The sequence below is a fragment of the Kribbella sp. NPDC059898 genome, assembly GCF_042730855.1.
In the GTDB taxonomy this organism is placed as follows: domain Bacteria; phylum Actinomycetota; class Actinomycetes; order Propionibacteriales; family Kribbellaceae; genus Kribbella.
The window spans coordinates 494,569-508,352 of sequence record NZ_JBHWKR010000005.1; the positions used below are offsets into that span (position 1 = coordinate 494,569).

The 13,784-nt window shown below is 70.1% G+C and carries 13 protein-coding genes; 4 read left to right on the forward strand and 9 right to left on the reverse strand.

The genetic code is table 11. The annotated features are described in order from the left end of the window. Positions 1-2: 2 nt before the first annotated feature. Positions 3-485 (forward strand): (2Fe-2S)-binding protein, encoded by a 483-nt coding sequence (locus ACFV9C_RS19500; RefSeq protein ID WP_380195376.1) that lies wholly within the window; start codon positions 3-5, stop codon positions 483-485. Next, positions 478-1,653, forward strand: coding sequence for an XdhC family protein (locus ACFV9C_RS19505; RefSeq protein ID WP_380195378.1), 1,176 nt, complete (start codon positions 478-480; stop codon positions 1,651-1,653). The genes ACFV9C_RS19500 and ACFV9C_RS19505 overlap by 8 nt, the downstream gene beginning before the upstream one ends. Here ACFV9C_RS19505 and ACFV9C_RS19510 read toward each other — a convergent pair. Both ACFV9C_RS19510 and rarD read right to left on the reverse strand, forming a co-directional pair. Next, positions 1,631-2,878 (reverse strand): cytochrome bc complex cytochrome b subunit, encoded by a 1,248-nt coding sequence (locus ACFV9C_RS19510; RefSeq protein WP_380195379.1) that lies wholly within the window; start codon positions 2,876-2,878, stop codon positions 1,631-1,633. The genes ACFV9C_RS19505 and ACFV9C_RS19510 overlap by 23 nt on opposite strands. 169 nt (positions 2,879-3,047) lie before the next feature. Then, a complete protein-coding gene (gene rarD / locus ACFV9C_RS19515; protein WP_380195381.1) occupies positions 3,048-3,965 on the reverse strand; it encodes an EamA family transporter RarD in 918 nt (305 codons plus the stop codon). A gap of 109 nt (positions 3,966-4,074) precedes the next feature. Here rarD and ACFV9C_RS19520 point away from each other — a divergent pair, with 109 nt between their 5' ends. After that, a complete protein-coding gene (locus ACFV9C_RS19520) occupies positions 4,075-4,827 on the forward strand; it encodes a sugar phosphate isomerase/epimerase family protein (RefSeq protein WP_380195383.1) in 753 nt (250 codons plus the stop codon). Here the strand turns inward: ACFV9C_RS19520 and ACFV9C_RS19525 are convergent. The 4 genes from ACFV9C_RS19525 to ACFV9C_RS19540 form a co-directional block, all read right to left on the reverse strand. After that, positions 4,824-6,212 carry a hypothetical protein gene (locus ACFV9C_RS19525; protein ID WP_380195384.1) on the reverse strand — a complete coding sequence of 463 codons (1,389 nt, stop codon included), beginning with the start codon at positions 6,210-6,212 and terminating at the stop codon, positions 4,824-4,826. The genes ACFV9C_RS19520 and ACFV9C_RS19525 overlap by 4 nt on opposite strands. After that, positions 6,209-6,712 carry a SigE family RNA polymerase sigma factor gene (locus ACFV9C_RS19530; RefSeq protein ID WP_380195385.1) on the reverse strand — a complete coding sequence of 168 codons (504 nt, stop codon included), beginning with the start codon at positions 6,710-6,712 and terminating at the stop codon, positions 6,209-6,211. The genes ACFV9C_RS19525 and ACFV9C_RS19530 overlap by 4 nt, the downstream gene beginning before the upstream one ends. A 100-nt stretch (positions 6,713-6,812) precedes the next feature. Beyond that, positions 6,813-8,684 (reverse strand): HAD family hydrolase, encoded by a 1,872-nt coding sequence (locus tag ACFV9C_RS19535; RefSeq protein WP_380195386.1) that lies wholly within the window; start codon positions 8,682-8,684, stop codon positions 6,813-6,815. A gap of 1 nt (position 8,685) precedes the next feature. After that, positions 8,686-9,336 (reverse strand): hypothetical protein, encoded by a 651-nt coding sequence (locus ACFV9C_RS19540; RefSeq protein ID WP_380195387.1) that lies wholly within the window; start codon positions 9,334-9,336, stop codon positions 8,686-8,688. A 173-nt stretch (positions 9,337-9,509) separates the two neighbouring features. Between ACFV9C_RS19540 and ACFV9C_RS19545 the strand changes: the two genes are divergently transcribed. Further along, the gene (locus ACFV9C_RS19545) at positions 9,510-10,256 is read left to right on the forward strand and encodes a D-Ala-D-Ala carboxypeptidase family metallohydrolase (protein WP_380195389.1); all 747 of its coding nucleotides are present in this window, start codon (positions 9,510-9,512) and stop codon (positions 10,254-10,256) included. On the opposite strand, the gene ACFV9C_RS19550 is transcribed toward ACFV9C_RS19545, so the two are convergent. Genes ACFV9C_RS19550 through ACFV9C_RS19560 form a run of 3 tightly spaced genes read right to left on the reverse strand, consistent with a single transcriptional unit; the run spans position 10,253 to position 13,717 of the window. Further along, on the reverse strand, positions 10,253-11,500 hold the full coding sequence (locus tag ACFV9C_RS19550) for a DUF445 domain-containing protein (protein ID WP_380195391.1): 1,248 nt from the start codon (positions 11,498-11,500) through the stop codon (positions 10,253-10,255). The two genes, ACFV9C_RS19545 and ACFV9C_RS19550, sit on opposite strands and share 4 nt — an antisense overlap. A 35-nt stretch (positions 11,501-11,535) precedes the next feature. Then, on the reverse strand, positions 11,536-12,741 hold the full coding sequence (locus tag ACFV9C_RS19555; RefSeq protein WP_380195393.1) for an MFS transporter: 1,206 nt from the start codon (positions 12,739-12,741) through the stop codon (positions 11,536-11,538). After that, entirely contained in the window at positions 12,719-13,717 is a 999-nt protein-coding gene (locus ACFV9C_RS19560; protein ID WP_380195394.1) for a hypothetical protein, read from the reverse strand. Before ACFV9C_RS19560 ends, ACFV9C_RS19555 begins: the two co-directional genes overlap by 23 nt. Positions 13,718-13,784 lie beyond the last annotated feature (67 nt).

The window sequence follows — 13,784 nt, forward strand, 5'->3', positions numbered from 1 at the left end:
CCATGCCAACTCACACCTTCAAGCTCAACGGCAAGCAGATCAGCGTCGACGCCGAGGACTCGGTGCGGCTGCTGTGGGTGCTGCGCGACCTGCTCGGCGTCACCGGACCGAAGTACGGCTGCGCGCTGAACGTGTGCAAGTCCTGTACGTCGCACATCAACGGCAAGGCGTTCAACCCGTGCTCCGTGCCGGTCAAGGACATCGGGCCGACCGACGAGATCACCACGATCGAAGGGCTGCCGGACACGGTCGGCAAGGACCTGCACCCGATGCAGGAGGCCTGGCTGGAGTACGACGTGGCGCAATGCGGGTACTGCCAGCCCGGGCAGATCATGGCGGCGGTCGCAAAGGTGAAGCAGGTCCGCGCGGAGGGCCGCGAGATCACCGACGCGGACCTCGACGAGCTGCGCAACATCTGCCGCTGCGGGACGTACACGCGGATCCGCGAAGCGGTCAAGGCCGGCGCGGAGCACATGGGTGCGTGACGTCCTCGCGACCGTCCGCGAGTGGTACGCGTCCGGCGAACGGTTCGCGCTGGCGACGGTGATCGACACGTTCCGGTCGGCGCCGCGCCGGCCAGGGGCGACGATGGCGGTGTCCGCGGACGGCGTGGTCGTGGGCAGCGTGTCGGGCGGCTGCGTGGAGGGCGACGTCTACGCGGTGGCGCAGGAGGTGATCCGGTCCGGCGTTCCGGTGGTACGCCGGTACGGGATCTCCGACGACGACGTGTTCGCGGTCGGGCTGACGTGCGGCGGCATCCTCGACGTACTGGTGGAGCCGGTGGACCGGGCGTCGTTCGCGGAGTTCGGCACGGTCGCGGAGGCGGCCGAGTCGGGCCGGCCGGTGGCGGTGGCGACCGTGGTCACGGCGGGCGAGCGCCTTGGCCGGCGCCTCGTCATCGGCCAATCGAACGGTGGCAGTCTGGGCGATCCCGGACTGGACAGTGCGGTGGTGGAGGACGCGCTCGGGATGCTCGGCAGCGGGTCGACGGGGATCCGCTCGTACGGCGTGCACGGGGAGTGTGAGCGTACGGACGTCGCCGTCTTCGTGCAGGCGCTGGCGCCGCCGCCGCGGATGGTGGTGTTCGGGGCGATCGACTTCGCGGCGGCTGTCGCGCGGGTCGGGAAGTTCCTCGGGTACCACGTGACCGTGTGCGACGCGCGCGGCGTGTTCGCGACCCGGGCGCGGTTCCCGGAGGCGGACGAGGTGGTGGTCGACTGGCCGCACCGGTTCCTGGCGCGGGTGCTGGACACGGTCGACAGCCGTACGGCGTTGTGCGTGCTGACGCATGACCCGAAGTTCGACGTACCGCTGCTGGAGTTGGCGTTGCGGACGGACGCCGGGTACATCGGGGCGATGGGGTCGCGGCGTACCCACGAGGACCGCTTGGTGCGGTTGCGGGCCGCCGGGGTGACCGAGGCCGAGCTGGCGCGGATGTCGTCGCCGACCGGGCTGGACCTCGGCGCGCGGACGCCGGAGGAGACGGCGATCTCGATCGCGGCGGAGATCATCGCGAGCCGGTCCGCCGCGAGTGCCCGCCCGTTGTCGACCACCACCGGCCGGATCCATGGCGGGACCCGGCCGGCGGCCGCTCCCCGTACGACGTCCTCGGGGATGCCGGCCGCTGCGCTCAGTGGGATGTCAGCTCGGTAGGACGTCGACGGGGTGGGCGGTGGACTTCGACGTACCCGCCGTCGGGCCGTCGGATGATCCGGCCGGTCTCGATGCCGTGTTCCGCGACCTCGGTGTCGCTCTGCTGCAGGCCGAGGCAGATGCGGCGGGTGAGGAACAACGCCGCGGGTGGGCCGACGACCAGCAGCACCTGGAACGTGTGCAGCAGCAGGTTCATCGAGAGGTGGAACTGGACGGCGATCGTGTCCGCACCCGCGGCTGCCCAGAGCACGCCGTAGAACGTCATCCCGGCGACGCCGATGCCGGTCCGGATCGGGTTGTCGCGCGGTCGCTCGAGCACGTGACGGTCCTTCTTGTCCCCCGTCAGCCGCTCCTCGATGAACGGCCAGCCCGCGACGAGCGCCAGGAACAGCGTGCAGACTCCGACCGGCAGCAGCACGGCCAGGCTGATCGTGTTGCCCCACAAGACGACCTCCCATCCCGGCGCGAGCCGGAGCGAGCCGTCGAGGAACGCGAGGTACCAGGCCGGGCCGACTCCGGCCGAGACGGCCGCGGGATCGGCCGGGCCGTAGAGCCAGACCGGGTTGATCGTCGTGGTCGCGCCCATCACGATCCCGACGCCGGCCACGAACGCGAACAGGCCCGCGCCCTGCACCGCCGCCACCTTCGCGGTCTTCGTACGCCCGTTGGCGAACCGTGCGGGCTTCCGCTTCAGCGAGAGGTACCCGCCGGCGGCGAAGAGCAGCAGCAGTGCGGCGGGAAGCACGATGACGTGCAGCGGATAGAACCGCGAGATCACGTCGCCGGGAAACTCGCCGCCGAACAGCACGTACGACAAGGCGGATCCGACGAACGGGGTCGCCTGCAGTACGCCGTCCAGTACGGCGAGACTCGTCCCGGAGGCCACGTCGTCCGGGAGCGACGTACCGGTGAGAGACGCGCCGAGCGTGACGACCAGCAGGCCGAAGACGACAAGCCAGCCCAACCGCCGCGGGCGCCGGAAACCGGCCGTGAAGAACAGCCGCAACAGGTGCAGCGTGATCGCCGCGACCATCAGCAGCGTGGACCAGTGGTGGACCTGCCGCACCAGCAGCCCGCCGCGAACGTCGAACGACAACCGCAGCGTCGAGTCCAACGCCCGCGACATCGGCAGCCCGCGCAACGGGGCGTACGTCCCGTCGTACACAACCTGACTGGCGGACGGCTCGTAGTACACCGTCAGCACCACGCCGCTGACGATGAGCATGAGGAAGCTGTAGAAGGCAATCTGGCCGAACAACAACGACCAGTGATCCGGAAACACCCGCGCTCGAAGGTCACTCCAAGGACGCCTCATACCACTAAGACACCGCAGCCCCGCCAACTGTGACGCCCCGTGTCACACATCACCCCCAGCCCGAGCCGGCTGCGATCTGTCAGACCGCTGAGGCGGTGAGGGCGGCTCGTTCGAGGGCGAGGGTGCGGCGGCGGGTGTGCATGCTGTCGAAGGTGAACAGGACGAGGGCCACCCAGACCAGGCCGAAGCCGGCCCAGCGCATGGTGGTCATCTGTTCGTGGAAGATCACCAGGCCGCAGATGAACTGCATGATCGGGGCGATGTAGTTCAGCAGGCCGAGCGTCGTCATCGAGACCCGGGTCGCGGCCGCGCCGAAGAGCAGAAGCGGTACGGCGGTAATCGGGCCGGTCAGGAGGACCAGGACGAGGTACCCCGTACCGTGGTGCGTGACCGTGCTGTCGCCCTGCAGGCCGAGGACCAGGATCGCGATGGCGGCGAGCGGTGCGACCGTGCCGGACTCGATCGCCATGCCCTCGATCGCGCCGGCGCCCGCCTGCTTCTTCGCGAGGCCGTAGAACCCGAACGAGAAGGTCAGGATGATCGCCACCCACGGCGGCCGGCCGTTCTCGATGGTCAGGCCGACGACCGCGACGAACGCGATCCCGAGCGCGGTCCACTGGACCCGGCGGAGGCGTTCCTTCAGGACGAAGACGCCGAGCAGGACCGTGAACAGCGGGGTGATGAAGTACCCGAGCGATGTCTCCACGACGTGCCCGTGGCCGACGCCCCAGATGTACGTGCCCCAGTTCGCCGAGATCAGGAACGCGGCCGCGATCAACTGCCAGCGCCGGCGCGGTTCCGCGAGCAGGGCCTTCACCTGCGCGAACTTCCGCAGTACCGAGACCAGGATCACGATCGTGACCAGCGACCAGAGGATGCGGTGGGCCAGCAGTTCGACCGCGCCGGTGTGGTCGAGGAGCTTCCAGTACAGCGGGAACAGGCCCCAGATCAGGTACGCCGTGAATCCGTAGGTGAAGCCTTTTCGCTGTTCGGGCACGGCGTTCAGCGTAAGCCCGCGCGACAGTCGCATCCAACTGCTTTGCTCATGACGTGAGACACGCTGGCCCGATGGGGTTGGATAGAGGGGTGCAGACGAGGAGGCGCGCGTGGGTGTGAGGACCGGTCTGGTCTCGGTGACGTTCCGCCAGTTGGCTGTCGACCAGGTGGTCGAGGTGGCGGCGGAGTCGGGGCTCTCGGCGATCGAATGGGGCGGTGACATCCATGTCCCGCTCGGCAATCTGGTGAACGCGAAGCGGGTCCGGAACCTCACCGAGGTGCACGGGCTGCAAGTGGCGGCGTACGGCTCGTACCTGCGGGCGGGCAACGTGGACCGCGAGGAGATGCGGTCCGCGGTGGCCACCGCGGAGGCGCTCGGCGCGCCCATGATCCGGGTCTGGGCCGGCAACGTCGGTACGGCGGACGCGGGCGTCGGCGACCGGATGGCGGTCACTCGCGGGCTCGGCGAGCTCGCGGACATGGCTGCCGGGTCCGGCATCGAGATCGCGATGGAGTTCCACCGGAACACGCTCACCGACGAGGTGGACTCGACGATCACGCTGCTGCTGGACGTCGGCGCGCCGAACCTGAAGACGTACTGGCAGCCGCCGGTCGACCTGGACGACGCGGAGTGCCTGCGGCAGCTCGAGTCGTTGATGCCCTGGCTGAGCACGGTGCACGTGTTCTCCTGGTGGCCGTCCAACAACCGGCTGCCGCTCGCGGCCCGCGAGTCCCTGTGGCGCCCGGTCCTCGAGCGCCTCGCCGCGGAGCCCCGGGAGATCAACGCCCTGCTCGAGTTCGTCGCCGACGACTCCACCGAACAGTTCACCCGGGACGCCGCGGACCTGCACAGCTGGGTCTAGCGGATCGGCTCGTACAGCCCGATGTACAGCTTGCCGCCGGTCGGTTTGCCTGCGTTGACGTAGAAGTCGACGGTCTTCGGCCCGGTCTGGGCCACCTCGGTGGTCCAGCGCATGCCGCCGGCTCGCGGGCCGTCCTGGTGCGCGGTCAGGCCGTCCCAGCGGGTCCAGACCGTCGGCCCGACGCCCACGCTGCCGAACGTCCACAGGAACGGCGTACCGACCGGGGTGGTCAGCTGGACCTTCCCGTCCTTCCCAGGAGCCACCACCGCGCGGACGAACCGGTAGCGGGCGCCGTCGGACTCCATCTCGCGGTTGAAGTCGACGCCGTACCGCGTGATCTGCGGGCCGGCGTCGTACACCGCGACCCCGACCCGCGCCCTCGGCGACATCGGGACCTCGCGACCGTCCTTGTCGACCAGCCGCGCCGTCACCGCGACCGGCGAGCCGGGCGGTGCGATCAGCTGCAGTCGCTCGCTGAGGTTCTGTTGCAGGTCGTCGCCGTACCCGGTGTAGCAGTTCACGACGGTGCCGTCGCTGAACCGCACCTGCACCCGGTACTCCGGCCGGAGGGCCTGCCATCCCATCACGTAGTCGTCCTGAGTTCCGATCACCTGGACAACCACCGACCGGCTCCTAGGGACGAAGCTGGTCGCGACCTGGCGCTGACCGCGGTCGCCGATCACTGCGCCCAGCCGGGTCTGCCGGCCGACCTGCTGCCGGAACCGCAGACCGTTGCTCACGTAGTCGTCCGGCCGCGCCGGTCCGGGCGGTGTGCCGGTTCCGCCCGACGGGTCCCGGTAGATCCCGACCCCCAGCTGCTGCTTCACGTCCGTCAGCGGCCGTCCGTCCACGCCGACCAGATCCAGCGTGACCTTGGCCGGTTTGCCGATTGGTGCGTCGGCCCAGAGCGCGGTACCCGCGGGCAGGCTGTCGCTGGCCGGGTGCCCGTTGTCCGTGCAGTCGTTGTGGTTCACGTCGAAGCCGTTGACCCGGATCCACACCGTCGCTTCGGCATTCCGTTGGCAATAGGCAACGAATTTGACGTCCTTCGTTGTCGGCGTCCAGCTGAACTCGACGTGGCTCTCGCCGGTCTTGCCGGTCCAGCCCTTCACCAGTGGTTGCCCGTCCTTCTCGCCAGGCAGCGTGAAGCCGTTCTGGGTGTACGACGGGGTGCGGGCGGGGTCGGAGCGGGAGTTCGCCAGTACGCCGGGGACGATCGTGACCGCGAGCGCGACCGCGGCGGCGGCCGCACCGGCGGTGGCGACGATCCGGCGGCGCTTGGTCCGGCGGATCTTCCGGTGTACGCCGGGCAGCAGGTCGGACTGCTCCCGGTCGGAGTCGGCGGCGCGGACGTGCAGCTCGTCGCGGAGGTCTTGGAGGTTCATCGCGGGGTCTCCAGGTCTGCCGGCGTACTGAGGGCCGGGTCGAGTCGGAGTTTCGCCAGCGCCTTGGCGGTCTGGCTCTTGACGGTGCCGACGCTGCTGCCCATCAGGCGCGCGGTCTCGGCCTCGGTGAGGTCTTCGTAGAAGCGCAGTACGACGACGGCGCGTTGCCGGCGGGGGAGGCGGCCGATCGCGTCCCAGAGGTCCAGGCCGTCCTCGGTGCGCGGGGCGGGCGCGTCCGGGAGGTCCGCGGTCGGGATCTCGCCGTTCCAGCGCCGGCGCCACCAGGAGGAGTACGTCGTGACCAGGATCCGGCGGACGTACGGCTCCGGGTTGTCGTCGCGGATCCTCGCCCAGTGGAACCAGGCCTTCGCGAGCGCCGTCTGGACGAGGTCCTCGGCGAGCGCGTGATCGCGGGTCAGCAGGTACGCCGTGCGCACCAGAGCCTGCGACCGCGCCGCCACGAACGCGTCAAACCCCGCGGCCCGCTCCTCGACGGCCACCGTAGGCACCCCCGTATCGATACTCACACCCCCAACGACCCCCCACCCCCACCGAATGGTTGCCCCACCACGACAAACCGAAGTTCAGCTGGGGCTGGAGTTACGGGGTGCGGCTGGGTTCGGGGCGGCGGGTGGGAGCGGCTGGGAAGCGGGTCGTGGCGGGGCGTGGGTCGGGGGTGGCGGGGCGGTCGGGGGCCGGCAGGTGGAGGATTCGTTTCAGTTGGGACATGTCGCCGTGGATGATCGTGTGGGCGACCCCGGCGGCGGCCTCGCCGGGTTCGTAGCCGGCGCCGAAGCCGACGTTCTTGAGCATCGGTACGTCGTTGCTGCCGTCGCCGACCGCGATCGTCCGCTCGCGGGGGATGCCGAGCTCGGCCTGTGTCGTCCCGATGAACTCGACCTTCCCGTCCGCGTCGACCAGGTTGCTCACCTCCCCGGTCAGCACCCCGTCCGCGATCTCCAGGTGGCCCGCCGCGTACCGCTCGACGCTCAGCCGTTCGGCCAGCGGACCCACGATCGCGTCGAACCCGCCGCTGGCGATCGCGACCTCGTGCCCGGCCGCCTTCAGATCGCGGATCAGCTCCTCGACGCCCTCGTTCAGCACGATCGTGTCCGCGACCTCCCGGACCAGCGCCGCGTCCACCCCGCGCAACTGCGCGACCTTCGCCCGGATCGACGTCTCGTAGTCCGGATCCCGGCACGCGTCGACCTCGGCCAGCCGCCCCGCCCGCTCGGCCAGCGTGTGCAAGGTGTCGTACTTGCTGATCGTCTGATCCACATCGAAGACGATCAGATGCTTCTGCATGGGAACCATCGGGACCATCGGCTGCTCCGCACGCTCCGCCGCACGAACCGGTGCCAGCGCATGGTCCATCGTCGACGCGACCTCGCTGCGCACGTTCTGCTGCCACTGCCCGCGTACCGGGTCCCACTTCCCGTTCGACGGATCCGCGGCCCCGTCCAGGAAGGTGTCGATGGTCTCCACCATCGTCGCGAACTCCGGGTACTCCCGCAGCTGCGGAATCCGCTCGCGAAGCTGCGCGAAACCGTGTTCCCACAGGATTTCCGTCTCGTGCGAAGGCGCCGGGGGCTGCCCGTAGAACCGGTACGGACGCGGCGGCCCGCTGAGCCCCGCCTCCTTCCAATGCCAGTTCTCCGACAACGCCTTCCGGAGCGCGTCGCCCTCCACCGGGCAGGTCCGTGCGATGTAGTACAGGTCCGCGATGTCCTTGAACCGCGGCGCGGCGATGCCGTCCCCGACCCCCGGCTGCAGCGCGAGCGCCGCCATCTTGTCCGCGGTCAGATCCGCCACCGGCCGCATCAACGGTGTGATCGGCCGCACGCCGTCGAGCTGCGCGCCGACGATCGACCGCCGGGCGCGTTCGGACGGGCTCGACCGCTGGATCATGGTCGGCATCTTCACGTCGACCTCGATCGAGAACCTGTCCCCGGCGGCCCGGACCCCGAGTGGTCCGCGGCTGTCGTCGACCGGCTGTACGTCGATCGTGAAGACGGCATGCCCGTTCCCGGCGATCTCGACGTTCCGCGTCGTGTACCGCACCAGCCCGCCGAGACCGGGGGCGCCGTCGACCGGGTTCTGCCGCAGCGGCGCGACCGCGAGGATGTCCGCGCGGATCCGGTCCAGGTACTGCTCGTCGGTCAGGTCGCCGAGCGCGCCGTTGTAGAGGTCGAGGTCGTTGGCCGTCCGCGCCAGCTCGTACACCGGGTCGATGCCGGATCCCGACGTACCGGACCAGGCCTCGGCGTATCCGGGAAGTGCGTCCGAGCCGGTCTTCTCGTACGCGTCGGTGCCGTGGTTGAGCTGGCTGAGGAAGTCGGCGCCGGCGAGCTGCCGCATCGCGCGGTCGGCAGTGAACCGCGGCGTACCGATCTCCCGCAGCCGGGCCATCAGCCGGGACCACGTCGGGTACGAGCCGCGGAAGACCTTCAGGTCGAGGTGGCCGGTGTACATGTCAGCCCCTCCCGGCCGCCGCGAGCGCGGACTCGAGCCAGGCCGGGCCGTCGTACGCCGGATCGCGGCCGGCGAACTGCTCCGTCAGCTCCGGGCCGAGCTGTTCGGCGGTCGTCCAGCCCTGGCTGATGAACGAGCGGGCCAGCCGGCCGAGGTCGGACAGGTCGAATCCCTGCCCGTCGGCGAGGTCCGCGAGGGTCCGGGCCGGGCCGGTGACCGGGAGGCCTTCGACCACGGTGCACTGCTCTTCCGGCACCGACCGCGGAAACACCGTCACGTTGTCCGGCAACGTGTTCCTGGCGCGACCCGAGAACTCGATGCGGGAGCCGCTCGCGGTGCCGGCGCCGTACAGCTGGGCCGCCGTCTGGTGCGAGACGACCAGCGTGGTCAGTGATCGCTCCCAGGCGGGCGTGGCCTCGGCGAGCAGCCAGGTCGCGTACAGCGTCTGGTGCGGATGCGTGGCGCCGGCGCGGACCCGGAGTACGCCGTCGACGACGGGTTCCACGATCTCGGCGTCCCGCAGCTGGGCGAGGACCTGGTCGGTCACCTCGCCGCGGAGCTGGGCGATCGCGAACATCCCGTGCTGGCCGTCGGCCAGCGTGCAGATCCGCGTGAACGCATCCAGCAGGTTCGGGCGCGTGAAGCCCTTCATCGTCAACCCCGCAGCCGGTCGTCGGTGGACAGTGCCGCCATCATCCAGCGCCCGCGGCTCACGAAGGTGAACAGCCGGTGACGGAAAGTTTCCGCGACGACTGGCCAAAGGACGGAAAGTGCCGGGATGCTGGTGCGCGACAGGTTCCCTTCACCGCCCCGGAGGTTGTTCCGATGTCCATCACCCGACCCTTGCCGCGGCTGCTCGCCGTACTGCTGCTGTTCGCGGCCACGCTCACCACCTCACAGGTCCTGGCCACCACGGTCGCGCACGCCGACGGCTGCTACACGTGGGGCCGCACGCTCAGCCAGAGCGCGTCCGGCGAGGACGTGCGCCAGCTCCAGATCCGCGTCGCCGGCTGGCCCGGGTACGGCGCTCACCTCGCGATCGACGGCTCGTTCGGTCCCGCGACGAAGGCCGCCGTACAGCGGTTCCAGTCGGCGTACGGGCTGGTGTCCGACGGGATCGCCGGGCCGGCGACGTACGGCAAGATCTACGCGCTGCAGGACGACGACTGCACACCGATCCACTTCACGTACGCCGAACTCGACGACGGGTGCGGCGGCTCCGGGTTCGACGGTGGAACGCTGTCCGAGGCGGCGACCAGGGCGAACGCGCTGCGCGCGATGTGGCAACTGGAGGCGCTCCGGCACGCGCTGGGCGATCAGCCGCTCAACATTTCCAGCGGTTTCCGGAGCATCCCGTGCAACCGTTCGGTCGGCGGCGCCAGCAACAGCGAACACCTCACCGGCCGCGCCGCGGACCTCACCGGCGTGCACTCCTTCTGCACCATGGCCAAAGAAGCCCGCAACCACGGCTTCGGCGGAATCTTCGGCCCCGGCTACCCCGACCACAACGACCACACCCACGTGGATATTCGTACGACGAACACCTGGTCCGCCCCGAACTGCGGGATCTAGATCAGCTGACTGATCGTGTAGATGAGGAGGCCGACGAGGGCTCCTACTACGGTGCCGTTGATGCGGATGAACTGGAGGTCGCGGCCTACGTGGAGTTCGATGCGGGCCGCGGCCTCGCGGCCGTCCCAGCGCTCGATGGTGTCGGAGATGACCGAGACGATCTCCGTTCCGTACGTGCGGACCACGTACCCGACGGCCTCGGCGGCGCGGGTGTCGACCCGGGCGCTGAGGGTTTCGTCGTTCTGCAGGCGGTCGCCGAGGTCGTGCAGGACCTTGATGCCGCGGATCCGGAGCGTGCTGTCCGGGTCGTTGATCGAGTCGATCAGCGCGGTCCGCATCGCGTCCCACACCGCGGTCAGGCTGTTGCCCATGTCCGGGTGCGTGAGCATCCGCGCCTTCCACGCCTCGAAGCGTTCCATCGTCTCCGGGTCGTGCTGCAGGTCGTCGGCCAGCTGCCCGAGCAGCCGGTCGACGGCCCGGCGGGCGGGGTGCGTCTGGTTGTCGCGTACGTCGGCCAGCCAGGCCAGCGCCTCGCGGTGGATCCGGTCCACCACCAGCCGGTCCACCCACTGCGGCGACCACCGCGGCGCGCGCGGCCCGACCACGTCCGCGAGCAGGTCCCGGTTGCCGGCCAGCCAGTCGTACGCCTCCACCATCAGCAGGTCGAGCAGCGCGTGATGCGCGCCGTCCTCCACCACCGACTGGACGAAGTGCCCGGCGATCGGGCTCAGCGGCTCCTGCACGAACCGCGGCAGCAGCGACCCGCGGACGAACGCCGCGACGTCGTCGTCGCCGAGCTTCGGCAGCGCCGCGCCGACCGTCCGGGCACCCTCCGCGACGATCCGCTCGGCATGGTTGCCGTCGGCAAGCCACTCGCCGACCCGGCGGCTGATCTCGGCGGTCCGCATCTTCTCCGCGACGACTTCCTCGGACAGGAAGTTCTCGGTCACGAACTGTTCGAGGCTCTCCGCCAGGCTGTCCTTGCGGGTCGGCACGATCGCCGTGTGCGGGATCGGCAGCCCGAGCGGGCGCCGGAACAGCGCGGTGACCGCGAACCAGTCCGCCAGTGCACCCACCATCGCCGCCTCGGACGCGGCGTTCAGGTACGCCCAGCCACCGGACCGGTGCAGCGTCGCCACGTAGATCGCCGCCGCCAGCACCAGCAGGGCCAGTGCCACCGAACGCATCCGCCGCAGCCCGCGCCGCCGTACCAGATCGGCAGCGCCCAACGTCAAGGTCGCCATACCCCGATCTAACCAAGTCCGTGGTCAGGAAACCCTCAGGCAAGTACCTGAGTCGACCCTCGGCGTTCCATCAGGCCCGAGACGACGGCCAGGACCAGACCGGCCAGCGCCAGGCCCGCGCCGAGGCGGCTGGGCCATTGGTACCCGTAGCCGGCGGCCAGTACGACGCCGCCGAGCCAGGCGCCGAGCGCGTTCGCGATGTTCAGCGTCGAGTGGTTCAGCGACGCCGCCAGCGACTGGCCTTCGTGGGCGACGTCCATCAGGCGGGTCTGCAGCGCCGGCACCAGGATGCTCGCGGAACAGCCCATCGCGAACACCGCGACCAGCGCCCCGGGCCGGGTCTGCGCGAGCCAGCCGAACGTTCCCAGGACGACGGCGACCGCGACCAGGCCGCCGTACACGCTGCCCATCAGCGACCGGTCCGCCAGCCGCCCGCCGAGGACGGTGCCGACGGTCATGCCGACGCCGTACACGCCGAGCACGATCGTCACCGCGGACGGCGAGAAACCGGCCAGTTCCGTCATCGTCGGGGTGATGTAGGAGTAGGTCGCGAACATCCCGCCGAAGCCGACCATCCCGACCAGCAGCGCCATCCAGACCTGCGGTCTGGCCAGCGCGCTGAGCTCGCTGCGGACGTTCACGTCGCTCCCGACCGGCTGCGGCGGCACCCAGAACCAGACCGCGACCAGCGTCAGCAGGCCGAGTACGCCGACCGCGAGGAACGGGACCTGCCAGCCGAGCTGCTGCCCGAGCAGCGTCGTCACCGGTACGCCGATGATGTTCGCGACCGGGAGCCCCAGCATCGTCATCGACACCGCCCGCGCCCGCCGCTCGGGTGCCACCATCGAGGAGCCGACCACCGCGCCGATCCCGAAGAACGCCCCGTGCGGCAGCCCGGACAGGAATCGCGCGGCCAGCAGGAACTCGTAGCTCGAGGCAACCGACGACAGCACGTTGCCGACCACGAACACCGCCATCAGGCCGAGCAGCAGGCGTTTTCTCCCCGTCCTCGCACCGAGCGCCGCGATCACCGGAGCGCCGACCACGACGCCCAGCGCGTACGCCGAGACGACATGGCCGGCGGTCGGGATCGAGATCCGCACTCCGTCCGCGATCTGCGGGAGCAGCCCCATCGTGACGAACTCGGTGGTCCCGATCGCGAAACCACCGGTCGCCAGCGCGAACAACGCCAGGTTGACGTGCCGCGCGGTACGGCTGTCAGGAGCGAACGAACTTGTCACACCTGATTGTCGCAGAGATCAGCAGGACCACCGCAATCGCGGCGAAGACGCCGTTCCCGATCAGGTCGACAGTCATCGACGCGCCGAGAGTCGGGCTCTCCGGGAACGCGTGCCAAGCGTAGGTGAGCATCGCGCCACCCGCGGCGGCGAGCGTGTGCATCCGGGTCCAGCCGGTCCGCCGGGACCAGGTGACGAACACCACGATCGCGAGTACGTCGATCGCGAGCGACACCGCGGCGCAGATCCAGCCGTTCTTGATCTCGTCGTTCACGAGCATCCAGCCGCTGCTGACCAGGAGCCCGACGACGCCGGCGATCCACGCGGCCGGGACGGATCCGGTGGTACGACGAGGCGCGCGGCGGCCGACCCAGACCGCGAGGGCGATCAGTACGGCGACTGCGACCGCGACGCCGATGTCCTGCCCGGCCGAGGCGCGGAACGGGTCCTTCGTGTAGCCGAACGCAGTGGTCGCGACAACGCCGACGACGAAGAGTACGGCGTACACGCTGAGACCGAGCTTGCCGAGCCACGGCTCCCGCGGGCGGCGCGACAACGACTCCATCACGACGATCGGGACCGTGATGCTCCAGAGGGTGTGCAGGCCGAGGACCATCACCGTCCACGGTGCGCCCATGCCGAGGAACGAGATGTGGCCGGGATCGAGGAGCCGGAGGCCGGCGTAGTTCGGGTTGAACAGCGACTGGGTGGTGATGCCCTCCTCGATGACGCCGTACGCGAGCGCCAGGACCAGGATGGCCGGGTAACCCCAGCCGCGGCGGCGGGCGACCTCGCGGATCAGGACCGCGCCGCCGCCGTACAGCGGGGCCAGGACGAACAGGGCGAAGAGGCCGCTGATCGGGATGTTCCCGAGCAGGAACTCGGCGACCATCGGGGACAGGAAGAACAGGCCGAGAGCCGGCAGTGCGCGCTTCACGCCGCTCCGTCGGGGAGCGGTCACCACGTTCGTGTTCGTCATGGTCATCACTCTGGTCGCGGCGGGCGGCCGGAGCGGATGCGATTCGTCCGGATCCGGGGCTGACGTC

What these genes read in the sequence shown, in the direction of transcription:
- ACFV9C_RS19525 (WP_380195384.1), bottom strand. Translation starts at nt 6,212, where the DNA reads ATGAACCTCCAAGACCTCCGCGACGAGCTGCACGTCCGCGCCGCCGAC.
- ACFV9C_RS19510 (WP_380195379.1), bottom strand. Translation starts at nt 2,878, where the DNA reads ATGCTCATCGTCAGCGGCGTGGTGCTGACGGTGTACTACGAGCCGTCC.
- ACFV9C_RS19550 (WP_380195391.1), bottom strand. Translation starts at nt 11,500, where the DNA reads ATGGCGACCTTGACGTTGGGCGCTGCCGATCTGGTACGGCGGCGCGGG.
- ACFV9C_RS19540 (WP_380195387.1), bottom strand. Translation starts at nt 9,336, where the DNA reads ATGAAGGGCTTCACGCGCCCGAACCTGCTGGATGCGTTCACGCGGATC.
- ACFV9C_RS19545 (WP_380195389.1), top strand. Translation starts at nt 9,510, where the DNA reads ATGTCCATCACCCGACCCTTGCCGCGGCTGCTCGCCGTACTGCTGCTG.
- ACFV9C_RS19535 (WP_380195386.1), bottom strand. Translation starts at nt 8,684, where the DNA reads ATGTACACCGGCCACCTCGACCTGAAGGTCTTCCGCGGCTCGTACCCG.
- ACFV9C_RS19500 (WP_380195376.1), top strand. Translation starts at nt 3, where the DNA reads ATGCCAACTCACACCTTCAAGCTCAACGGCAAGCAGATCAGCGTCGAC.
- ACFV9C_RS19560 (WP_380195394.1), bottom strand. Translation starts at nt 13,717, where the DNA reads ATGACGAACACGAACGTGGTGACCGCTCCCCGACGGAGCGGCGTGAAG.